Below are 21,417 nucleotides of genomic sequence, written 5' to 3' on the forward strand. Positions count from 1 at the left end.
CGCCGTGCAAACCTCCAGCCGAAGCCAAAAAAACTATGGCCGATCGCCTTCGACCGGCTGTGTCGCCGCCTGCACGTTGTTGCGGCCCGCCCGCTTGGCCTGATAGAGCTTCTCGTCCGCCTGCCCGACCAGTGCGGCGGCGGTTGCAGTGCCGCCCTGGTAGAACGCCAGGCCGATGCTCGCTGTGACTTTGATGGTTCGCTGCTGCCCGACAACGAAAGGTGTTTGCATGACCATGACGAGCTTCGTGGCGGCGGAGACCGCAATGTCGGCATGGGGCAGCCCCTCCATGATCACGGTGAACTCGTCGCCGCCCAGGCGCGCGCGCACGTCGGTGGAGCGCAGGCCCTGCGACAACCTGCTCGAGAAAGCCTTCAGCAGCTCGTCGCCCGCTTGATGACCGAATTGGTCGTTGATCTGCTTGAAGCCGTCGATGTCCAGGTACATCAGCGCCATCAGGGCGCCTGCGCTCCGGCTGCGGTCCATGGCCTCCCCCAGGCGCGCCTCGAAGCCCGCGCGGTTGGCCAGACCGGTGAGCGGATCGATCTGCGCCAGATTCACCAAGCGCTTCTCCTCCAGCTTCTGGCGCGTGATGTCGGTGATCACGGCGTGGAAGCCGACGATGGCTTCGGTGTTTGCGGCGGGCTGGGGAATGTACTGGGCCTCGTAGCAGTTGTAGCTGTCGCTCTGGTTGACTTCGCTCTGGAAGGTGACCACCTCACCGGCCAGGGCGGCGCGGATGTGCGGCTTGACGCTCTCGTAGGCAGGGTCGCCCAGGAGTTCATGGACGGTGTGTCCCTGGATCTGGTCTCGGGACAGCCCGAACTCGCGCTCGTAGGCCAAGTTGTTGAAGCGGTAGCGCTCGTCCGCGTCGATGTAGGCCACGCGCATTGGCAGCGCGTCGGCCACGGTGCGCAGGCGGGCCTCGCTCTCCTGCAGCGCTTCTTCCGCCTCGTGATGCGCCGTGATGTCGCTGTCGAGCGTGTAGAGGCCCATCACCTCGCCCTTTTCGTTGCGCTCGGGCACCAGCGTGGCCTGGATGTCGCGACGCCCGCCGGGCCCCGTCACTCTGCGCTCATAGGTCACCTGGCGCCCGCCCAGGGCCGTCCGGATGTACGGCTCCATCTGCGCCCACGCCTCGTCGCCGTAGAACGCTTGCAGGCTCCGGCCGAGCAGCTGCTGGGGCTCGACCCCGAACCAATCCTGGTAGGCCTTGTTGACGAACCTGAAGCGCAGGTCCCGGTCGATGTAGGAGACCAGTGCGGGCAGATGGTCCGTCACCATGCGCAAGCGGTGCTCGCTTTCGCGCAGTGCCTGCTCCGCGGCCTTGGCCGCCGAAATGTCGCGCATCAGCCCCGAGAAATACTCCACCTTGCCGAGCTTGTCGCGGTGCGCAATCACCATGTGGCTGACCGGAAACTCCTGCCGCTTCGCATCCCACACCATCGACTCGCCCACCCAGACGCCAGTGCTGACCGCGGTGGGCACCACCTCCGACCTGAATCTCTGGATTGTCTTCGGCGGATTGAAGTCGGCCACGCTCAGCTGTTCGATCGGTGCCTGGGGATCGATTCCCGTGCGGCGGCGCGCGGCCGGGTTCATGTAGATGACCCGGCCGGCCGCATCGAGCTGGACGATGTAGTCGGTCGTCATGTCGAAGACGGCCGTGAGCGTGCGAAGGGCCCGCTCGGCCCGCGTGCGCTCGGTGATGTCGGTCACCGTTCCGACATGCCCCAGGACGCGGCCTCTTGCGATCACGGGACGGCTTCGCAATGCCACCAGCACCTGGGTGCCGTCCTTGCGATGCAGCCGGCGCGTGGCGTTCAGCGGTTCGGCCGCGCTGACGAGGCGAATCCAATCCTGGCGGACCTTCTCCCGGATCTCCTCGCGCACCAGCGTGAGCCAGCCTTCTGCCGCCTCCTCACGCTCGAGCCCGTGGATCGCCAAGTACTCGTCGTTCACATAGGTCATGCGGCCGCCACTGTCGCAGCGGAACAGCCCCACGGGCGATGCATCGGTGACGGCTGCCACCTCGAGCCGCTGCTCTCGCAGCTCGGTCATCAATGCATCGAACTCGCGCGCCAGATCGCCGCGCTCGTCGTTGGCGACCACATCGAGCTTGACCTGGCTGTCGGGTGAATGGCGCAGAGTGCGTATCGCGTTGCTCAGCGCCTCCAGGGGACGCATGACCCAGGCCGTGCCCAGCCAGACGAGAAACGCGCAGCCCAGGCCCAGCCAAAACAACTGCAGCAGCAGGTTTCGCCTCGCCAGTTCCAGGGGCGCGTAGGCAGCGCGTGCTGGCACGACCAGGCGCAGGTCCCAGTCGGCGCTGCGCACCGTGGCGTGTGTTGCCAGGTCGTTCTCGGGACCGTCGGTGAAGGCCACCGTGGTGGCGGCGGGCTTGAGCAGCCACTTCGGATCGGGATGCATCACGATCCGGGGCGACTCGCCGCGCGTGACGATTTCGTAGTGACCGCCGCGGCCGACGGTGGCGCGGCTGAGATCGCCCAGCACGTTGGCGCGCTGCAGGTTCAGCGCCGCGCCCAGCACGCCGACGAGGCGGCCGTCCGGTGCTTCGACGGGCACGGCCATCACCACGGCAGGCTGCTGGCTGCCCTTGGTGAGCAGGGGCGCCGAGATGGCGGGCTGGCGCAAGTCGCGCACCCGCTTGAAGTAGTCGCGGTCGGCGACGTTCGGCGGCTGGCCTGCAGGCGGATTGATCGCAACGATGGCGCCGTCCAGCGTGGCCAGCGCGGCGTTGTCGAACATCGCGCGCAGGTCCTTGTCCGCAAGGAAACGCTGCTGCGCCGCGGGATCGGCGAAGCCGCGCTCGCCTAGTTCGCGGGCCGCACGCGCCAGGGCGGCCAAATGAACGCCCAGCTTGTAGTCGAGATCCGCCGCGGCGCTTTCGGTCAACGCCTGCTGCTGCTCGCGCATCAGGTCGACGTACTCGCTGGAGAGGCTTCGGTACTGCCACCCTCCGGTGGCACCCACCAGGGCGAGCACGAGCAATGTAATCAGCAGCGCGGTTTTCGTTCTCAACTTGAGCCGCACTGTGTCTCCTTCGCCGCCGAGGCGGTGGTTCTAGGCTGCATTTTTCGATGATAGCAACGGGCCGCGAAGCGACCCGATCCAAAGTCCGCGTGAGGAATGCGCGTTGCCGTGGCGTGCCGAGCCATGCCGCTGCGACATATCTAGAAGTGGCGGGGTCGGATAGCGGCGTGCGCGCGGACTGGCGATAGTCCATCACGCCAGGGTAGGAGCTGAAGACATCCGCCGGCGCTTCATGGAACACGGAGACAAGAAGATGGATATGCGCACCCGCGCCTGCCTTGCGGCAGGCCTCACCACCGCTTCGCTCGGATCGTTTCCCGCCCTCGCGCAAAGCGCATCGGCGGCAGACAGCGTGAGCATCTACGGCGTCGTCGACGCATACGTGGGTTCGCTGCGCCGCAGCGACCAGCCCGGCCGCACCAAGGTATTGAACAGTGGCGGCATGACGACCTCGTATTGGGGGGTACAGGGCAGCGAAGACCTGGGCGGCGGCCTGCGCTCGTTCTTTGCGCTCGAGAGTTTCTTCCAGGCCGACAGCGGTACCTTCGGCCGGACGACGGCCGACCCCTACTTCTCGCGCAATGCCTATGTCGGGCTCGGCGGCGCCTACGGACAGGTGAGCGCGGGCCGGCAGACCAATGCGCTCTACGCGGCCACGGGCAACTTCAATCCCTTTCTCGCATCGGCCAACCTGAGCCCGGTGATGCTGCAGGTCTGGAGCACGGGGTACAACCGCGCGGTGCTGGGCGACAGCGTCTGGGACAACACGCTCCAGTACGCGTCACCTGACATGGCGGGGTTCCGCGTGTCCGCGGCCTACGGGCTCGGCGAGGTGACCAACCGCGGCGGCGTGCGCAACGTCAACCTGACCATCAACTATGCGAAGGGCCCGTTCGCGGCGGTGATCTCGGCGCAGCAGGTCAAGGCCGGTCCGGGCCTTGCGGCGCCGATCTCGAGCCAGAAGGCGCAGATGGCCGGACTCTCGTACGACTTCGAGGCGGTGAAGCTTTACGGCCAGTACTTTCATACAGACACGCCCGACATTCGCACCACCACGCGGACCGCGCAGCTTGGCGTGGCGGTGCCTGTGGGCGCCGGCCGCATCATGGCGTCGATCGCGCAGACGAAGAGGGACATGCCCATTGCCGATACGAGCCGCACGACGGCAGCGCTCGGCTATGACCACTATCTTTCCAAGCGCACCGATCTCTACGCGGTCTATCTCTCGGACCGGCTCACCGGATACGAGCGGCGCGCAAGCCTGGCGCTTGGCATGCGGCACCGCTTCTGAAGCCTCTTTGTGCAAGCTTGTTCCACAGTGAATCGAACCCTATGAACACCTTCTTCTCACTCTCGCGGCGGTCGGCGCTCGTGCTGGCCGCAGCCTCCATCGCCATGGGCGCAAACGCGCAGCCGGCCAGCACCAAGCCGATCCGCCTCGTGGTGCCTTTCGGGCCCGGCGGCGTGGCCGACCTCACGGCGCGCGTCGTCGCGCAGAAGATGTCCGAGTCGATGGGGCAAAGCATCATCGTGGACAACAAGCCCGGCGCGGGCGGCGTGGTCGCCGCCGACACCGTGGCCAAGGCGGCGCCCGACGGACTCACGGTGCTGCTGATGTCCAACGGCAATGCCGTGAGCGTGGGCCTGTTCAAGCGCCTGCCGTTCGACACCGTGCGCGACTTTGCGCCGGTTTCGACGATCGGCTATTTCGACCTGGCCGTGGTGACCTCGGCGGACTCCAAGTTCAAGACCATGCAGGAGCTGCTCGCGCATGCGAAGGCACATCCGGGCACGGTCAACATCGGAACGATCAACGTGGGCAGCACGCAGCACCTGGCGGCCGAGCTGCTCAAGCGCAGCACCGGCATCGACGCGCAGGTGATCCCGTTCAACGGCTCGCCGGCCATGATCACTGCGCTGCGCGGCGGACAGATCGATGCCGGGGTCGAGATCCTCGCGCCCCTCCTCGGGCAGATCAGCGGCAAGTCACTGCGGCCGATCGCGGTCATGGGCACGAAGCGCTCGTTCGCGTTGCCGGACACGCCGACCGTGGCCGAGAGCGGTGCGCCCAAGTTCAACGTGGCCTCGTGGAACGCCTTTGCGGTGCCCGCCAAGACGCCGCCGGCCGTCATCGAACGCCTGAACAAAGAGGTCCATGCCGCGCTGGCCGCGCCCGAGGTCAAGGACCGGCTGCGCCAGATCGGCGTCGAGGCACAGGGCAGCACGCCGCAGCAGCAGGCGGAGCTCTTGAAGAACGAGATCCAGCGCTGGTCGGAAGTGATCCGGCTGGCCGGCATTCCGAAGCAGTGAGCGTCGCGCCGTGAGCCCCGTCACGCAGGCGGCGCCGATCCGTTCATCGTCTGATGCACCACCTCGCGCACCAGCTTCAGCACGGCCTGCTGCGTCAGCGTGGCGGGCCGCTGGGAACTGACGGCCAGGGCAAGGCGGCTGCGCAGTTGCGGATTCGTGATCCGGCGGATTGCAAAAGCCTCCGGACGCGGCGCGGTGAGCACCGCATTCGAGGACAGCACGGCCAGCCCCACCCCGTCGATGACGAGGTCGAGGATCGCGGCCACGCCGTCGATCTCCATTGCGATCGTCGGGCGGCATCCGATGTTCGCCATCTCCGCCTCCACCAGCATGCGGATCGAATTGGGCTTGGTCGGAATCACGAGCGGTTGCGACGCCACGTCGCGCAGCGAGACTTCGCCTTCGGCCCCGCCGCCTGGCTGCGCCGGCCGGACGAGGTACAGGTCTTCTTCGAGGATGACCACGCTGTCGATGTCGGCCGAGGGTGCGGGGTTGTAGAGCAGCGCGAGGTCGATGCGGCCCGCGATCACCGACTCCTGCATGGCGCTGGAGAGCGCCTCGGTGATCGAGAGGCGCGCATCGGGCAGCTGCTGACGAAAGGCGCGGGTCAGTGGCACGGCAATACGCTTCGCGATGCTGGGCGGCAGGCCCACCGCGACACGGCCGGCGAGCGCGCCGCGCATGCGGCCGAGGTCTTCCTTCGCGCGCTCGATCTGGTGCAGGATGCCCCGGGCGTGCTCCAGCAGCAGCTTGCCGGCATCGGTCACGGTGACGCCCCGGCCGTTGCGGGTCAAGAGGTTCTGCCGCAGCTCCACTTCGAGCTGGCGCACCTGTCGGCTGAGTGCGGGCTGCGCGACGTCGATCACGATCGACGCACGCGTGAAGCTGCCGAGCTCCGCCACGCGGACAAAGTACTCCAGCTGCTTGAGGTCCATGACACGTAGTCTAGGCTGCGCTGCCCTCTCAGCCGTCTAGGACCAGTACAGGCGCATCGGGTTGTCCACCAGCAACTGGCGCTGCAGCTGGGCGGTCGGCGCGATGCGCGGGATCATGTCGACCAGCGTGCCGTCGTCGGGCATGTGGGACTTGAGATTGGGATGCGGCCAGTCGGTGCCCCACAGCACGCGGTCGGGGAATGATTCGACCAGGCGCCGCGCGAAGGGAACCACGTCGTCGTAGGTGGGAGGCCCGGACAGCGACAGGCGCTCGGGACAGCTCACCTTCGACCAAATGTTCGGGTGCTCGCGCAGCAGCCGCACGAAGCGCTCGAACTGCGGCCCGTCGACCGGCCGGCTCACGTCGGGGCGGCCCATGTGGTCGACCACCACGATGGTGGGCAGGCGCGTGAAGAAGTCCCAGAGCTCGGGCAGGTCCTCGGCCTCGAAATACACGACCACGTGCCAGCCCAGCGGGGCGATGCGTTCGGCGATGCTCATCAGCACTTCGCGCGGCGTGAAGTCGGCCAGGCGCCTGAGAAAGTTGAAGCGCACGCCGCGCACGCCGGCTTCATGCAGCCGGCGGAGTTCGGCGTTACCGACATCTGCCGCCACCGAGGCCACGCCGCGCGCGCGGCCGTTCGAATGCGCCAGCGCATCGAGCAGCGCGCGGTTGTCGTTGCCGTGGCAGGTCGCCTGCACGATCACGTTGCGCTCGAAGCCCAGCAGATCGCGCAGCGCAAAGAGCTGGTCCTTCGAAGCGTCGCAGGGTGTGTACTTGCGCTCGGGCGCAAACGGAAACTCCGCTGCGGGGCCGAAGACATGGCAGTGCGCGTCCACGGCGCCGGGCGGCGGCGTGAAGCGCGGCTTCGACGGGGCGGGATGGAACGAGAGCCAGTCCTTGTCCATGGTGCTAGCCGGCATGGCGGATGGCCATGGCCGTTGAAGAAGAAGAATAAGAGCGGGTTGCGCGGGTATGCATGCCGGTCATCTTGCGCGGATCGGCGGCGCCGAGCGAGCATGCAAACGCGCTAGCAGCTAGCGAGTTTCGGTATGGCTTGCCGGGCTGGCGGAGCGCTCCACTCCACGGCCCGCGCGGCCTTGTCCTTCAGCCGGCGGCGCGCACCGGCGCCAAGCTCGGAGTGCGATCGGCGGTCAGGTAGATCGCCGTCGTTCCCACCGACGAATGTCCGAGATTGTTCTGCACCACCTGGATCGGCACGGGCATCTGGCCGTCGCGGCCCCGCAGCGCGTGTGCGCCGTGCGAGTGTCGGAGCCAGTGAGTGCTCGCTTTCTTCAGTTGCTGCGCCTCCGCGCCCTCGAGGCTGGAGGCGGCTTGGGCGACGAAGGCCTTGATCGCCTGGTAAAGGCCCGAAGCGGACCAGGCCGCCGGGCGCCGCGAGGCGGTGTCGAAACGTGCGAGCACATGGATGCCGCGGTTGCCAACGGCGCCGACCTGCCGCTCGAAGCCATGCCGAGCGAGCTCGTCCTCGAGTTCGGCCACCAGCGCCGACGGCACCGGCACCTGCCGGCGGCGCCCGCCCTTGCCGGCCACCGCGAGCTGCCAGCCGGTCGCGGCCATACCGTCGCCAGGGTGGTACTCGACCTGTTCCAGATCCTCGCATTTCGCCCCAGTGATCTCAGCCAGCCGCAGCCCGGTCGCGTAGAGCCAGCGCATGCCGCGGCGCAGCCGGCGCCGGGCTTCGGTGTCGGCATGCGCCTGGAGCAGCGCGTCGACGTGGTCCCACTGCGCGAAGCTCAACGCGCGGCGCGAATCGAGCGGCTGCTGCAGGCCGGATGGCGGCGCGAGGGTCGCGAACGGATTGCCGACCAGATAGTTCTGGTTGACGAGGAACGCGCAGAGGCTTCGCAGGATCGCAATCGCCTGGCGCAGGGCCGACGGCGCGAGCGGCCCTTCCATCGGCCGCCACAGCGGCGACCAGCGCTGGTGGTGGCGCGCACCACACCAGCCCGCGGGCGGATCGAGCAGAAAGTCGCGGTACTCCGTGGCGTCCTCCACCGTGAGCGACGACAGTGCCTTGCGCCGCTCCAGCACGGCCCACAGCAGCAGGCGCTCGGCCTCCTTGCGGTATGCGCGCTGGGTGGCCGACAGCTCGCCGCCCCCGTCGCCGGGGCGCTTGGCGCTGAGCCATGCGCCGATCGCCTCGTGGTCGTTCGCGGCCATGAGCAAACAGCGTTCGCGCGCTGCGCGGTTGGTGCCGGCGCTGCCGTCGAGATCGGCAGGCAGAACGAACTTTTCGTACGGCACCAGCGCGGTTCCGGTCGGCACAACGGCAGCGAGCGCCAGTGGCGCGAGCTGCGCCCTGGGTTTCAAGGCGTGGGAACCGATGTGCAGCCCGAGCGCCTTCTGATTCGCGCAGAGCCAGTCGAGGATCCGTGCAGCCTTGAGTTCGCCCACGCCGGGCACGTGCGCCCACCAGCGCGCGCCGATGCCGTTGACGCGGTCGACCAGTGCGGACAGCGTTGGGACGGCGGCGCGCTCGAGGCGCGCGGCCACCGATGGATTGAGCCAGGCGGCCACGCTGTCGCCGGGACGCGGATCCTGCGCGACCAGGTTTTCGAGCCAGCGCAACGCTTCGAGCTGGCGCTCGATCACCTGGGCGCGCCGCGACGGCCGCGCGCCCTGCCCTCCCCCACCGGCGGCGGGATAGGCCGCTTCGTAGGCTTCGATCTGCTCGGTCTCGGAGAAGTCTTCGAGGCCCTGCGCCGCGGCGAACTCGGCAAGGCTCGGCAGTGCCGGTGCCGCCGGGAAGCGGTCGGGATCGAGCAGGATCAGGCGGGCGGTGCCGGGCCTGCGCTCGCGCCGCGCCGCTGCCGCGAATTCGTCGCGGATCCAGCCGATGGTGCGGCGCACCGTGCGCAGATCGGTGTGCTCGCCCTCTAGCCGCAGGTAGCGGTCCCAACTGGCCCGTTCATCCAGGCCCTGGGCCAGCGCCCGCATGAACGCGAAGTGCCCGCGGTGCAGCTTGCGCGCGGCGCCGGTCTTCATGAAACCGATGTCGGGTTCCGCTCGCCGGTCGGTTGCCAGAACTTCCACCATGGCCGCGGCGCGGCAGGAGGCTCGGGCGGCAACTGCTGCAGCTGGCTCTCTCGCGTGCGCCGGCGCTGCTCGACCTCGAGCGCATGCGCGATCCCGAAGGCTTCGCGATCGCCGCGGCCTGCGAGCGCGCGCCAGCTCACTGCAAGCCGGGCAAGCTCGTCATCGTCGATATGGGCCAACTGGGAAGGTGTGGGAACGGAAGCCATGGCGTTCTAGTCTAGGCGGAGATCAGCCGGCTCGGCGCAGCGAGGCGGGATATGGCATTGAGCGGCGGCTTGCCGGGAGCTTGAACGATGGTCTGTGTCATGAATTGCTTGATGATAAATGAAGTAATCATCAATACACATTTTGTGTTGCAATAACGCACTTAGGTAAGGTGTCGCGCCTAAGTTGTTGATACCTAACGATTTTATCGGGCCTTTGAGGTGTGTCCAGTGCCAAGGTTTGCCCGTCCGCAGGCTCGGCGGGACCAGATTTCCTTCCCCAGCCCTCCAGGAGTCCGCTCATCCGGACAGCTTCCCGACGAAGGACCGCGCGAGCTCCCGCCCTCGCCCCGCCGGGGCGACGGTGGCCCCTGCATTCGCCATCGATGGCTGCAAAGTTGGCCGTATTTGGCTATGCCGCCCCGGCCACGAGGGAGAAAGACCAAGAACCAGGCCGCGGAGGTGATGGGGGCGGCCCTTGGTCACCGCGGGTCGCTGCAGGGCAAGCGCCTGCCAACCTCCAGGCAGGCGGCCACGAAGCGCCGTGCGGCGGTGGCGTCCGGGTCCTCTGGCGCCCACTGTGCTGCGGCATCGCCCGCCGACCCAGCGGAGGCCAACAGCGCCATGCCGAGCGAACGCCGCAGGGGCACCGGGAGGCCATCGTCGGCAACGAGAAGAAGAGCGGCAATCCGTGCGGCCTTGGGGGTCAGTTCCACAGCCTGCTCGTGAAGGGGGCCAATGTGCATGCCAGATGACCGGCAAACGACGTGCCCGGGCCGAACATTCGCCCGACAAGGGACTCGCTCCCCTGCCCTGCCCTCGCATTTTTCACTGCGCGACAGGCGCCAAGCTCCGCGAGGAACTGCCGCCCTCGCCCCCCAAGTTTCCCGCTTTACGGGGCGAAAGAATCCCAACGCCTCTCACAATCAAGGGACCACCCGCGCGGGGCGGCCTCTTTCACAGCGTGCGTGCCTTGCGCAAGGCTTCCGCGATGCCCGCCTCGAGCGCATCCGGGCTTGCGTCGGTCGCGGCCTCGGGGCTGAGGGTGATCGTGATCTCGCCGCTCTTCGCGCGAACCAGCGTTCCGAGCTTCTGGCCGCCCGAAACGACGTCGAGCTTTTCCGATCGCTCGAACCCCGGTTTCGCATCGAGCAGCCGGGCGACGACCATGGCGGGCGCGAGGCTGTGGCCCCGCAGCCTTTCGACGCGCTTCAGCACACCGCGCCGATCCTTTTCCATCGCCGCGTTGATCTGCTCGGCATGCCGGAAACTGATTTCGAGCGGGCTGCGAAAGCACTCCACCACGGCCGGCGGCAGCTGCGCGACCATCAATGCCTTGCGCACCCAGGTGTGGCTCACGCCGAGCGCCTCGGCGAGCTGGCGCTGGGTCGGAAACAGCTGCTCCTCGAGCGCGCGCTGGTACATCAGGCCCTGCTCGTAATTGGACAGGTCCGCGCGTTCGCGGTTCTCGCGATCCATTGCGGCAAAAAGCGCCGCATCGCCCAGTTCGTCGACCCAGATGGACGCCAGCACAGGAATGCCGAGTTCCAGCGCGGCGCGATGCCGGCGATGGCCAAAGACGATCTCGAACTGCCCAGGCTCTTCCTTGATGGGCCGCACAAGGATCGGCTGGACATTGCCGCCGGCGTGCTCGATGTCCGCCTTCAGGCCGGCAAAGGCGCTGCTCGAGAACGAGGCGTCATGGCGGTTGGCCCAGCGGCTTGGACGAATGGTCTTGGGGTCGATCTTTCGCGTCGGCAGCGAGCCTTCGTACTGGCTCAGCTTCTCGCGCAGCGCAGCCATCTCCCCTTCAACCTGTTGGATCTGGCCGCGGAAAGCCATCATCTGGCCCGGGCCGGTGCGGGGCGCCAGGCTCCCACCCACGGCCGGTGGAAACCTGGTTTCCACTGCGTTGGATGCGGAGGGCGGCTCGGCGGCCGATGCAGCCGACGCTGGCGCGGCAACCGGATCCCTGGCGGCTTCAGGAAGCATCAAGCCGGCGGTCAACGCCTCCAGCCGCTTGCGGGTGCTAGCCATGATGGACGCTCCTTGGCGCGGCGTGCGCGGCGCTCGATGTCGTGAAATGCGATGTGTGGTCGGCGCAACCGGCGCCCTCCCCCGCCCTCGCAGGTGCTGGAAACTCACGCCGTGGAAACCAGGTTTCCACGGACTTCAAAATCTGCGGTCCCGCTGGAACATACCGAAGGACCGGCCGCGTGGAAACCAGGTTTCCACCTGAAGGATTGTGGGCGTGCATCGGCACCACGGTCATTGCGAAGCCCTCCCTTGCGCGGTCCAGGCGCCGATCACCGACTGCTCGACCAGTTCGACGAACGAGTCGTAGGCGTCGACCGCCCGCTTGTAGGTCTTGGCTGCGCCCTCGTACTTCTGCACATCGTAGACCGTGGCGAACTCGGCCGCCTTGTTGCTCGTCACGCTCGTCTTCGGAATCTCGACTGGCAGCGTGTATTCACCGTAAGTCGCCTGGATCCACTGCCGCACGGCCGGCATGGCCGGATCGGCCGCGTCCACGCGGCTCAGCAGCACATGGAGAAAGTCGAAGGCCTTGCCTTCGCGGTCCTTGCTCTGGCCGTCGAGGTTGCCGCCAAGGTCGGCGAGCAAGGACCAGAACTGGGCCGACGACGCAAAGTCGAGGCCCGAGGGCGGCACCGGAACGACGATGCCGTTGGCGGCCCATAACGCGTTGATGGTGACGTAAGACAGGGAAGGGGGCGTGTCGATCACGATCACGTCGTACAAATCCCGCACCGACTCCAGGCCTTCGTTCAACACGTCCCAGAACTTCGCGCCGGGTTGCTGCATCTGGCGGGCGGGGAGGGCGAATTCCGCGGAGAAGAGAAAGGGCGCGGCAGCGACCAGGTCGATCCCATCCCAGTAGGTCGACCGGATGGCGTAGCGGATGTCGTTCTCGCTGCCGTCGCACAGCGGACCGATGGTCATGTCTTCGGTGACCTCGGCCTCGGGCAACAGGCCGTGCAGCGTGGTGAGCGAACCCTGCGGATCGGTGTCGATGGCCAGCACGCGGTGGCCCCGGAGACTGAGCCCCTGGGCCAGCACCATGGCGGTGGTCGTCTTGGCCACGCCGCCCTTGAAGTTGCCGACCGCGATGGTGATGGCCTTGCGGCCCGCGGGCCGCATCTTTTCCGCGCGGTAGGTTCGGGTCCAACGGCGCAGTTCGTCGAGCTCGAAGGTCCGCTTGCCGCCCGAAGGGGTGAGGCGACCGGCAGGGAGATCTTCCTTGGTGATGCGGTAGGCGACATGGGCCTTGTCGACCCCGCAGAGCGCGGCCAGCTGGGCCGTGGAGTAGGTCGGCGGAATCTTGCGGGCCTCGGGTGCCAGCAGCATGCCGCGGATCTGCTCCACCATCGATCCGGCGCGCGTGGCAAGCGCCGCGATCTTTTGCATGTTGATGGTTTGGCGGGGTGGAACCTGGAGCTCGGTGGAAACCAGGTTTCCACTGACCGACGGGACGGGAACTGACATTTTGGATAGCCCTATTCGACAGAATCTGGCAATTCTATGAGAATCTGTCGAATGGACAAGTTTTACCGACAGACCCGCCTCAGCGCTCCCAAGTATTGTGAGGAAGATTGGGGACCAAGGTCCTCGAGGGCTGCCGATGCAGTCCCGCAAGCAGCCGCAAACGGGGGCAGGGCGCCTTGGGCAGCCACCAAGCCGGGCGCATCGCCCGCTTTGGGCCCGATTGCGGGTCCGGCGGAGGGTGGCAGCCCATATCCACTCACATTGGAACCCATCCGCACTCACATAAGTAGCGCTTGTCTCCCAACGAGGCTCACATCAAACCCCAACCGTTCTCACATTCAATCCCAACCCTACTCACAGACATTGACGTAAGTACCTGTCACGAAACGGGAAAGCGCAAGCTCAACTCTTCAATATCCCAAGTGTTTATTGCAAACTTACCAAGGCACCGTTGCACGTCTAATGTGAATTGACTGAATCACAATGCAAAGGCATGATGTGAAACCACTTTATTGCCGGTGCAGCGCATGGACGAGGAAGAAAATTCAAATTCACGGGCTCCGCCCCGGCAATTGCCCACCGCCGAGGAGCAAAGCGTGGCCAAGGCCAACGAGGCCATCGCCATCCGCCCCAAGCGCGGTCGGCTCACCTTGCTGTCACGCCGCATCTACAACGCGCTGCTCTATCACTCCCAGCGCCAGGGCGTGGACGAACCGGTCTACAAGCTGACGCTGAGCGAGCTGATCGGCGACGCCCGCTTCAATTCGAACAACACCGAATTGCTGAAATCGCACCTGCGCGACATGCAGGCCACGACCATCGAGTGGTCGACCAGCAGCAGTTCCCTCAAGCGGTGGGTGTCGTCGCAGTTGCTGGGTACCGTCACCATCGAGGAACAGGGCAGGGGACGACCCTGCATGGTGACCTGGCGCTATCCCGACGAGATCAAGGAGCGGCTGGTCAAGCCGCACCAGTACACCCGGGTGCTGCTCGAGATGAGCAGCCAGATGCGCAGCTATTCCGCCGCGGTGCTCTACGAGATCGGCGCGCGCTATCTCACCTCGCCCGGGCGCCTTTCGATGCGCGAGGACGTCGTCTGGTGGGCGGCCGTGCTCACGGGCCGCAGCGACATCAAGGAGGTCGACTACCGCTTTCTCAAGCGCGACGTCATCAGCAAGGCGCTGGCCGAGATCGACGCGCTGTGCGAGGACTTCGGGCTCGAACTGATCGAGCACAAGCGCGGCCGCAAGATCGAGGAGATCCAGTTCAGGGTGGTTCCCAAGGTCCAGCAGCGCCTGGGCGACATCAGCGCATCGAACCGGAATGTCTTCGACCTGGAACTGGTCGGACGCCTGATCGCCCTCGGCCTCAAGCAGGACGAGGCACAGGACCTCTACGCCACGACCGACGAAGGGCAGATTCGGGCGACGCTCGACCACGTGGACCAGCGGCTGCGCAACGCCGCCATGCCGGAGCTCAAGTCGCCGGCCGCCTATTTCAAGGACGCGCTGAAGAAAGGCTATGCCGGCGTGACCCCCATGGAGCCCGCGGGCGGCGGCAACGGGCAGCCGCCCGCGCTCGCGCCGCCCGTGGCGCCCCTGTCCGAGGCCGACCGGCTGCGGCGCATCCGCGAGCTCTGGGAAAACGACCGCATGGGGCAGGCGCGCGCGGTGTTCGCCGAAATGCCGCAGCCCATGCAGACCGAAGTGCGCACACGCTTCGAGACCGATCGCCTTGACCAGATGGCGGCCCCGATCGCGCGCGCCTGGCGGCGCGATGGTCCGACCAGCCGGGTGGCCGCGACGACCTTCTATCGCTGGCTCGCGCAGGACACCTGGCCCGAGGAGCCGACCGACCGGGTGCTGCTGGACTTTGCACTGCAGCGCGGGGTGGTTGGTATCTAAGCGCCGTTCCGCGTTTCTACGCACTGCGGTCGTAGAAATCCATAAAAATAGACGCTGTGCGTATTCATGCCTACGCATGGCGTATATAGTCGCCGCATGAGCCACCAGCAAGACATCCTGCGCGACGCCATGCGCCGCCTGAACCTCACGCGGGACGCGTTTTCCGAGCGGCTCGGCGTGCGGCGCCGCGCACTGGACACGTGGCTGCTGCCGGACGACTCGCGCGAGTCGCGAGCCATGCCGGAGATGGTCGGCAAGTTCGTGGCCGAGATCCTCGATCGCGAGGCGCTCGGTGCAGCGGCCGCGGGCGGCGCCAATCCCGACCGCCCGCTTGCACAGCGCATCGCGGTCGAAGGCCGCTCACACCTGCTGTCGGTCGCGCAGTTCGACCGTGGCAGCCTGGAAGACCTGTTCCAGGTCGCCGACGTCATGCAGCCCATCGCGCGGCGCCAGAAGGTCACGCGGGTGCTCGAAGGCGCCGTGCTCGGCAGCCTGTTCTTCGAGGCCAGCACGCGCACGCGGGTAAGTTTTGGCGCGGCTTTCTGCCGCCTCGGCGGCACTGTGTGCGACACCACGGGCTTCACCTTCTCGTCGATGGCAAAGGGCGAGTCGATCTACGACACCAGCCGCGTGATGAGCGGCTATGTCGATGCGCTGGTCATCCGCCATCCCGAGCAGGGCTCGGTGGCCGAGTTCGCGCGCGCCACCAACATTCCGGTCATCAATGCAGGCGATGGTCCGGGCGAACACCCCAGCCAGGCCATCCTCGACCTCTACACGATGCAGCGTGAGTTTTCGCGCCTGGGCAAGCTGGTCGACGGCGCTCACGTGGCGATGGTCGGCGACCTGAAGTACGGTCGCACGGTGCATTCGCTGATCCGCCTCCTGTCGCTTTACCGCGGGCTGAAGTTCACGCTGATCGCGCCACCCTCGCTGGAAATGCCGGCGTATCTGGTGGAACTGGTCGCCCGCAACGGCCATGTGGTCGAGCAGACCCCGTCGCTGGAGCAGGGCCTGCGGGGCGCCGACGTGGTCTACGCCACGCGCGTGCAGAAGGAACGCTTCGTGGGCGAAGAGATGATCGAGGGCTACACGCCCGAATTCCAGGTGCGCAAGGCCCTGGTGGACGCGGTCTGCAAGCCCGACACCATCCTCATGCACCCCTTGCCGCGCGACGGCCGCCCGGGCGCCAACGACTTGAGCGTCGACCTCAACCACGACCCGCGGCTGGCGATCTTCAGGCAGACGGACAACGGCATCCCGGTGCGAATGGCGCTGTTCGCGGTGCTGATGGGCGTGGAGAAACAGGTGGCACGTTCGATGCGCGACGCCACCTGGCGCTCGCCAGCGCACGTTGGACCGGACGATGCGGACTTCGATGGGCGTGACTAGGGCTTCAATCCGCCCGAAGCCACCCTGACATACGACGGTCCCGCCCAGGCGGCCTTCGCCTCTCGATCGCATCGCTCGCAAGGTACGTAGTTCCCCTCGCCTCGGCGTCAGATTGCGATCAGCTCGACGCAAGAGCATTCGATCGTCCGGCTTCACCCGGACGGAGACAAGCCCGACCAGCTTCAGCTGCGCCGGTTGCGTTCGATAACCCACTGCATCGGGAACGTATGAGAAACAGAAACCTTGTCAGGGGGCTCTTCCTCATGGCAATCGCATTGGCCTTCGGCCTCACGGCGCTTCGCTACCCCATTGGAGACCTGAGCCGCGCCGGACCCGGTCTTTTTCCCGTCATGGTGAGCAGCTTGCTGCTGCTGATCGGCGCCTCGACGGTGGTCCGTGCGTTCTTCGTCGAGCCGGTGCGGTTGGACCTCCATTTCAAGAACATCGCACTCATCCTCGGAAGCCTTTGCGGCTTTGCGTTGATCTCGATGTACCTGGACATGGTCGCGGGCATCGTCTTCATGGTGTTCTGCTCGGCCTTCGCCGGCAGCTCGAACTCGTGGGTGCGCAACGTCAAGATTTCGGTCGGCCTGATCGCCATGGCGTTCGCGCTTCAAAAACTCCTCGGCTTGAACCTGCCGCTTTTTTGAGGCCACGACCATGGAAGTCCTGAACAATCTGGCGTTCGGTTTCTCGCACGCCCTCACGTGGCAGAACCTGATGTTCTGCGCCATCGGCTGCACGGTGGGCACACTGGTCGGCCTGCTGCCGGGCCTCGGCCCGCTGGCAACCATCAGCCTGCTGCTGCCGCTGACCTATTCCATTCCAACGACCGGCGCGCTCATCATGCTGGCCGGCATCTACTATGGTGCGCAATATGGCGACAGCGTGAGCGCCATCACCATGAAGATCCCGCATGCGAGCAGCATCGTGGCCTGCATCGACGGGTATGCGATGACGCTGAAGGGGCAGACGGGCCTCGCGCTCTTCACGGCCGGCTTCTCCAGTTTCATCGGCGGCACGGTCGCCATCCTGGTGCTGTCGTTCTTCGCGCCCATGCTGGGCGAGGTCGCCTTCCTGTTCGGTCCCGCGGACTACGTCGCAATGATGCTGGTCGGCTTCGTGTGCGTGAGCTTCGTCACGACCGGCAGCCTGCTCAACGGCCTGGCGATGTGCATGATCGGCGTGCTGCTCGGAACGATCGGCACCGACGTGAACAGCGGCATGGCGCGCTTCACGCTGGACATGCCTTTCCTGACCGACGGAGTCGGCATCGTGAGCATCGCGCTGGGCTGTTTCGGCATTGCCGAGATCACCAAGAACCTCGACTCCCGCGAAGAGCGCTCGCCCTTCAACGGCAAGATCAACCTCATTCCCACCTGGGCGGAGTTCAAGCGGATCATCCCCAGTGCGCTGCGCGGCAGCGTGGTCGGTTCTCTCCTGGGCATCCTGCCCGGTGGCGGCCCCACCATCGCGCAGTTCGCCGCGTACGCGCTCGACAAGAAGGTCAGCAAGTACAAGCACGAGATCGGCTCCGGCTGCATCGAGGGCGTGGCCGGCCAGGCCGCGGCGGATGAAGCGGCCGCGCGCACGAGCTTCATTCCGCTGATGAGCATCGGCATTCCCGAGAACGCCGTGATGGCGCTGATGCTGGCGGCCTTCATCATCAAGGGCATTCAGCCGGGGCCGAACATGATCGGCGCCCACCCCGAGCTGTTCTGGGGCCTGGTGGCCAGCATGTGGATCGGCAACGTGTTCCTGCTGGTGCTGAACGTGCCGCTGGTGCGCTACTGGCTCTCCGTGTTCAAGATTCCGTACAGCGTGCTTTTCCCGTCGATCCTGTTCTTCTGCTGCATCGGTACCTACAGCGTCAACAACAACCTCGAAGATGTCTTCATCACGTCCGCCTTCGGCTTCATGGGCTATATGTTCATGCGGCTCGAACTGGACGCCGCGCCGCTCATGCTCGGATTCATCCTCGGCCCGATGCTCGAGGAGAACTTCCGCCGCGCGATGCTGCTGAGCCGCGGAAGCTTCAACACCTTCGTCTCGCGTCCCATCAGCGGCACCTTGCTCAGCATGATCGGCATCTTCGTCGTGTGGCAAGTGGTCTCGTTCATTCTTCAGGCCCGGAGGAAAGGGGCCATTGCACCCGCGCCCCTGGCGCTGGAACCGCAGGAGTAGGACCGCGGCCCGGTGCGCCACGCATGGATCAGGAATCCGGCGTGAAAAGCACCGTGCCGTGCGCGAGAACGCGGGTCCGGTCGTCTGCGCCTTTCATCGCGCCTTGCAATTCCAGGATGCTGCCGCCCTTCGAGTGGGCGGCGATCGACGTCACCTGCCATTCCATGAGGACCGTCTCGGTCGCGAGCACCGGGCGCAGCAGGTCGACCGAGAAGCTGGTGCCCAGCACGCTCCCTCTCCTGGCGAAGTGCGTGGCGGTGAGTCCCAGCAGGAGAGACGTGGTGTGGGTACCGCTTGCGATCAATCCGCCGAAGCGCGTGCCGCGCGCGAACTCCGCATCGTGGTGCAGCGGGTTCTCGTCGCCCGCGGCCATCGCAAAGCGGCTCACTTGCTCCTCGCTGAATGCATGGGTCCGCACGAAGCGGTATCCAGGCGCGATGGGCGCGCCCGCCGGTTCGATCTCATTCATGGTTCGAGAGGAGGGTGATGGCTTCGCGGCTGCCAGCCTGCTCGCGCAGCCGGAACTTCTGGATTTTTCCCGTGGCCGTCTTCGGCAAGCTGCTGAATATCACCCGGCGCGGGCACTTGAAGTGGGCCAGCCGTTCGCGGCAGAAGGAGATGATCTCTTGCTCGGAAGGTGCCGGCGCACCTGCCCTGAGCTCGATGAACACGCACGGCACCTCGCCCCATTTCTTGTCGGGCTGTGCGACGACGGCGGCATGCAGGACCGCCGGGTGTCCATGAACGACGTCCTCGACTTCCACGGACGAGATGTTCTCTCCGCCGGAAATGATCACGTCCTTCGACCGGTCGGTGATCTGCGCATATCCATTGCCATGAAGGACCGCGACGTCGCCGGTACGGAACCAGCCACCGGCGAGCGCCTTGCGCGTTGCGGCCTCGTTCTTGAAGTAGCCCATCATCACCGTGTTCCCGCGCAGCATGAGTTCCCCTGCGGTTTTTCCGTCGTGCGGAACGGGTTCGAGCGTGTCTGCGTCGCCGACCATGAGGCCTTCGAACATGGCGGCGCGCACGCCCTGGCGCACCCGGAACTTGCCCTGTTCCGCCTGCGGCAGATCGTTCCAGCCGTCTTGCCACACGCAACTCACCGGCGTTCCAGAAACCTCCGTGATGCCGAAGACGTGTTCCACATCGAAGCCCATGGCCAGAACCGCATTCAGCACGGAAAGGGGAGGGGGAGAGCCCGCGGTAAGGACGCGCACGGGACGAGACAATCGGACGTGCCGCGCCGAGTCCGCGAGCATCGCCATCACGGTCGGCGCTGCGCAGAGATGATCGATCTCATGCGTGTCGATGGCTTGCAGCACCGCGTCGCCGGACACGCGGCGCAGGCAAACATGGGTACCCGCTGCCGCCGTGATGGCCCAGGTGAAGCACCATCCGTTCGCGTGGAACATCGGCAGCGTCCACAGATACTTCGGTGCGCGCGGCATCGCCCAGTTGGTGATTTGCAGCAGGCTCATCAGGTAGGTCCCGCGGTGGCTGGCAACCACACCCTTGGGATCGCCTGTCGTACCGGAGGTGTAGTTCAGGGCAATCGGCTGCCACTCGTCGCTCGGCCAGCAGCCGGGAAAGCGCGGATCTCCGCTCGCCAGCAGAGACTCGTAGTCGGCCTCGCCGATGCTTTCCCCGGGCGGAGCGAGGTGGTCGTTGATGTCGACGACGACAGGAGGATTGTCGAGAAGCTTCAAGGCGGCCGCGACCGTCCCGGAGAACTCGCGGTCGACCATCAGCAGCTTGCACTCGCCATGACGCAGGATGAACGCGATCCCTTCAGGGTCCAGGCGGTGGTTGATCGCGTTGAGCACGGCGCCGGCCAGAGGTACGCCGAAGTGCGACTCCAGCATGGCCGGTGTGTTGGGCGCCAAGACCGAGACCGTGTCTCCCGGCAGGATGCCTCTGGTCACCAGCGCCGACGCAAGCCGATGACAACGCTCTCGCGTTTGCTCCCATGTTCGCGACAGATCGCCGTGCACCACAGCCAGGCGCTTCGGATGCGCCTGGGCAGCGCGATCGAGGAAGCCGAGCGGCGTCAGCGGCACATGATTTGCCTCGCAGCGATCAAGGCCTTTTCCATAGGATTCCGCACTCATGGTTTTGTCTCCTTGGCGGTGTTGTGGAACGTCGTGAATGTGGAAACCGGCTCTCGTTCGGTGACGAGCGAGTTCTCGATCGAAGACGGGTCGGCGTAGCCCAAGCTCATGCCGCAAACGAGCATCTGGCCCGCGGGAATTTCCAGCAGCGCGGCGATCTGGCGATGGAACTTCAGGAAGGCGGCTTGGGGGCAGGTGTGGAGATTGCGGGCTCGCGCGGCGACCATTACGCTTTGCAGGAACATGCCGTAGTCCAGCAGGCTTCCTTCCTGCAGCGCGCGGTCTACCGTAAAGAACAATCCCACGGGTGCATCGAAGAACCGGTAGTTGCGCCCGTGCTGCACGTGCATGCGTTGCTTGTCGCCCTTGGCGATGCCGAGCAAGCCGTAGAGATCCCAACCCACCTTGCGGCGCCGCTCCAGGTAGGGGGGAAACCATTCGCGCGGGTAATAGTCGTAAGGCTCGGCCAGGTCCTGTGACCTGCGAGGATCGTCGTCGAGCTGCGCAATCGCAGCGGACAGGCGGGTCTTCGCAGGGCCAGTGAGGACATGCACATGCCAAGGCTGCATGTTCATGCCGGACGCGCTGTAGCGCGCTGTCGAGAGAATCGATTCGATTTCTTCTTGCGAGACCGGCCTGGGCAAGAACGCCCTGACGCTGCGCCGAGAGGCGATTGCCCAATCGACTGCGTCCCGCAGGGCTTGCGCGTTCAACGGCGGCGCCATCATTCGATTCATTCCAGATACCCTTGCAATT

General features: G+C 66.1%; 17 protein-coding genes. 6 read left to right on the top strand and 11 right to left on the bottom strand.

Going from position 1 to position 21,417, the window contains the following annotated elements; all coding sequences use genetic code 11:
- Positions 1-33: 33 nt before the first annotated feature.
- Positions 34-3,042 (bottom strand): PAS domain-containing protein, encoded by a 3,009-nt coding sequence (locus tag ASC78_RS06920; RefSeq protein ID WP_235505011.1) that lies wholly within the window; start codon positions 3,040-3,042, stop codon positions 34-36.
- A 265-nt stretch (positions 3,043-3,307) separates the two neighbouring features.
- On the opposite strand from ASC78_RS06920, the gene ASC78_RS06925 reads away from it, so the two are divergent.
- Positions 3,308-4,345: a porin gene (locus ASC78_RS06925; protein WP_162246090.1), complete on the top strand. Its 1,038-nt coding sequence runs from the start codon at positions 3,308-3,310 to the stop codon at positions 4,343-4,345.
- 41 nt (positions 4,346-4,386) lie between these two features.
- A complete protein-coding gene (locus tag ASC78_RS06930; RefSeq protein ID WP_055798392.1) occupies positions 4,387-5,364 on the top strand; it encodes a Bug family tripartite tricarboxylate transporter substrate binding protein in 978 nt (325 codons plus the stop codon).
- Between the two features lie 20 nt (positions 5,365-5,384).
- Here ASC78_RS06930 and ASC78_RS06935 read toward each other — a convergent pair whose 3' ends face one another.
- The 7 genes from ASC78_RS06935 to ASC78_RS06965 all read right to left on the bottom strand — a co-directional run bounded on the left by ASC78_RS06935 (position 5,385) and on the right by ASC78_RS06965 (position 13,067).
- Positions 5,385-6,299, bottom strand: a complete 915-nt coding sequence (locus ASC78_RS06935) for a LysR substrate-binding domain-containing protein (RefSeq protein WP_055798395.1) — start codon at positions 6,297-6,299, stop codon at positions 5,385-5,387.
- Positions 6,300-6,335: 36 nt separating this feature from the next.
- Positions 6,336-7,223: an amidohydrolase family protein gene (locus ASC78_RS06940; protein ID WP_055798398.1), complete on the bottom strand. Its 888-nt coding sequence runs from the start codon at positions 7,221-7,223 to the stop codon at positions 6,336-6,338.
- Positions 7,224-7,407: 184 nt separating this feature from the next.
- Positions 7,408-9,360: a phage integrase family protein gene (locus ASC78_RS06945; RefSeq protein WP_235505012.1), complete on the bottom strand. Its 1,953-nt coding sequence runs from the start codon at positions 9,358-9,360 to the stop codon at positions 7,408-7,410.
- Entirely contained in the window at positions 9,306-9,566 is a 261-nt protein-coding gene (locus tag ASC78_RS06950; RefSeq protein WP_055798404.1) for a hypothetical protein, read from the bottom strand. Before ASC78_RS06950 ends, ASC78_RS06945 begins: the two co-directional genes overlap by 55 nt.
- A gap of 479 nt (positions 9,567-10,045) precedes the next feature.
- Entirely contained in the window at positions 10,046-10,279 is a 234-nt protein-coding gene (locus tag ASC78_RS06955; protein ID WP_157634402.1) for a hypothetical protein, read from the bottom strand.
- Between the two features lie 241 nt (positions 10,280-10,520).
- Complete coding sequence (locus ASC78_RS06960) at positions 10,521-11,600, bottom strand: ParB/RepB/Spo0J family partition protein (RefSeq protein ID WP_055798409.1); 1,080 nt, start codon at positions 11,598-11,600, stop codon at positions 10,521-10,523.
- A gap of 231 nt (positions 11,601-11,831) precedes the next feature.
- On the bottom strand, positions 11,832-13,067 hold the full coding sequence (locus ASC78_RS06965) for an AAA family ATPase (RefSeq protein WP_055798412.1): 1,236 nt from the start codon (positions 13,065-13,067) through the stop codon (positions 11,832-11,834).
- 596 nt (positions 13,068-13,663) lie between these two features.
- Here ASC78_RS06965 and ASC78_RS06970 point away from each other — a divergent pair.
- From ASC78_RS06970 to ASC78_RS06985, 4 genes are all read left to right on the top strand, one after another.
- A complete protein-coding gene (locus ASC78_RS06970; RefSeq protein ID WP_235505013.1) occupies positions 13,664-14,971 on the top strand; it encodes a replication initiation protein in 1,308 nt (435 codons plus the stop codon).
- 96 nt (positions 14,972-15,067) lie between these two features.
- Positions 15,068-16,363 carry an aspartate carbamoyltransferase gene (locus tag ASC78_RS06975; protein WP_055798416.1) on the top strand — a complete coding sequence of 432 codons (1,296 nt, stop codon included), beginning with the start codon at positions 15,068-15,070 and terminating at the stop codon, positions 16,361-16,363.
- A gap of 227 nt (positions 16,364-16,590) precedes the next feature.
- Positions 16,591-17,013 carry a tripartite tricarboxylate transporter TctB family protein gene (locus ASC78_RS06980; RefSeq protein ID WP_327198115.1) on the top strand — a complete coding sequence of 141 codons (423 nt, stop codon included), beginning with the start codon at positions 16,591-16,593 and terminating at the stop codon, positions 17,011-17,013.
- A gap of 10 nt (positions 17,014-17,023) precedes the next feature.
- Positions 17,024-18,547: a tripartite tricarboxylate transporter permease gene (locus ASC78_RS06985; RefSeq protein WP_055798421.1), complete on the top strand. Its 1,524-nt coding sequence runs from the start codon at positions 17,024-17,026 to the stop codon at positions 18,545-18,547.
- Positions 18,548-18,575: 28 nt separating this feature from the next.
- Here the strand turns inward: ASC78_RS06985 and ASC78_RS06990 are convergent, their stop codons facing one another.
- Genes ASC78_RS06990 through ASC78_RS07000 form a run of 3 tightly spaced genes read right to left on the bottom strand, consistent with a single transcriptional unit; the run spans position 18,576 to position 21,398 of the window.
- A complete protein-coding gene (locus ASC78_RS06990) occupies positions 18,576-19,016 on the bottom strand; it encodes a MaoC family dehydratase (protein WP_055798424.1) in 441 nt (146 codons plus the stop codon).
- Positions 19,009-20,661, bottom strand: a complete 1,653-nt coding sequence (locus tag ASC78_RS06995; RefSeq protein ID WP_055798427.1) for an AMP-binding protein — start codon at positions 20,659-20,661, stop codon at positions 19,009-19,011. Before ASC78_RS06995 ends, ASC78_RS06990 begins: the two co-directional genes overlap by 8 nt.
- Positions 20,658-21,398, bottom strand: coding sequence for a nitroreductase (locus ASC78_RS07000; RefSeq protein WP_055798428.1), 741 nt, complete (start codon positions 21,396-21,398; stop codon positions 20,658-20,660). The genes ASC78_RS06995 and ASC78_RS07000 overlap by 4 nt, the downstream gene beginning before the upstream one ends.
- Positions 21,399-21,417: the final 19 nt, after the last annotated feature.

The organism is Variovorax sp. Root318D1, from assembly GCF_001424835.1.
In the GTDB taxonomy this organism is placed as follows: domain Bacteria; phylum Pseudomonadota; class Gammaproteobacteria; order Burkholderiales; family Burkholderiaceae_C; genus Variovorax.

Coding starts and splice junctions, on each gene's coding strand:
- ASC78_RS06925 (WP_162246090.1), top strand. CDS start 3,308: ATGGATATGCGCACCCGCGCCTGCCTTGCGGCAGGCCTCACCACCGCT.
- ASC78_RS06930 (WP_055798392.1), top strand. CDS start 4,387: ATGAACACCTTCTTCTCACTCTCGCGGCGGTCGGCGCTCGTGCTGGCC.
- ASC78_RS06935 (WP_055798395.1), bottom strand. CDS start 6,299: ATGGACCTCAAGCAGCTGGAGTACTTTGTCCGCGTGGCGGAGCTCGGC.
- ASC78_RS06940 (WP_055798398.1), bottom strand. CDS start 7,223: ATGCCGGCTAGCACCATGGACAAGGACTGGCTCTCGTTCCATCCCGCC.
- ASC78_RS06945 (WP_235505012.1), bottom strand. CDS start 9,360: ATGGTGGAAGTTCTGGCAACCGACCGGCGAGCGGAACCCGACATCGGT.
- ASC78_RS06950 (WP_055798404.1), bottom strand. CDS start 9,566: ATGGCTTCCGTTCCCACACCTTCCCAGTTGGCCCATATCGACGATGAC.
- ASC78_RS06960 (WP_055798409.1), bottom strand. CDS start 11,600: ATGGCTAGCACCCGCAAGCGGCTGGAGGCGTTGACCGCCGGCTTGATG.
- ASC78_RS06965 (WP_055798412.1), bottom strand. CDS start 13,067: ATGTCAGTTCCCGTCCCGTCGGTCAGTGGAAACCTGGTTTCCACCGAG.
- ASC78_RS06975 (WP_055798416.1), top strand. CDS start 15,068: ATGAGCCACCAGCAAGACATCCTGCGCGACGCCATGCGCCGCCTGAAC.
- ASC78_RS06980 (WP_327198115.1), top strand. CDS start 16,591: ATGAGAAACAGAAACCTTGTCAGGGGGCTCTTCCTCATGGCAATCGCA.
- ASC78_RS06985 (WP_055798421.1), top strand. CDS start 17,024: ATGGAAGTCCTGAACAATCTGGCGTTCGGTTTCTCGCACGCCCTCACG.
- ASC78_RS06990 (WP_055798424.1), bottom strand. CDS start 19,016: ATGAATGAGATCGAACCGGCGGGCGCGCCCATCGCGCCTGGATACCGC.
- ASC78_RS06995 (WP_055798427.1), bottom strand. CDS start 20,661: ATGAGTGCGGAATCCTATGGAAAAGGCCTTGATCGCTGCGAGGCAAAT.
- ASC78_RS07000 (WP_055798428.1), bottom strand. CDS start 21,398: ATGAATCGAATGATGGCGCCGCCGTTGAACGCGCAAGCCCTGCGGGAC.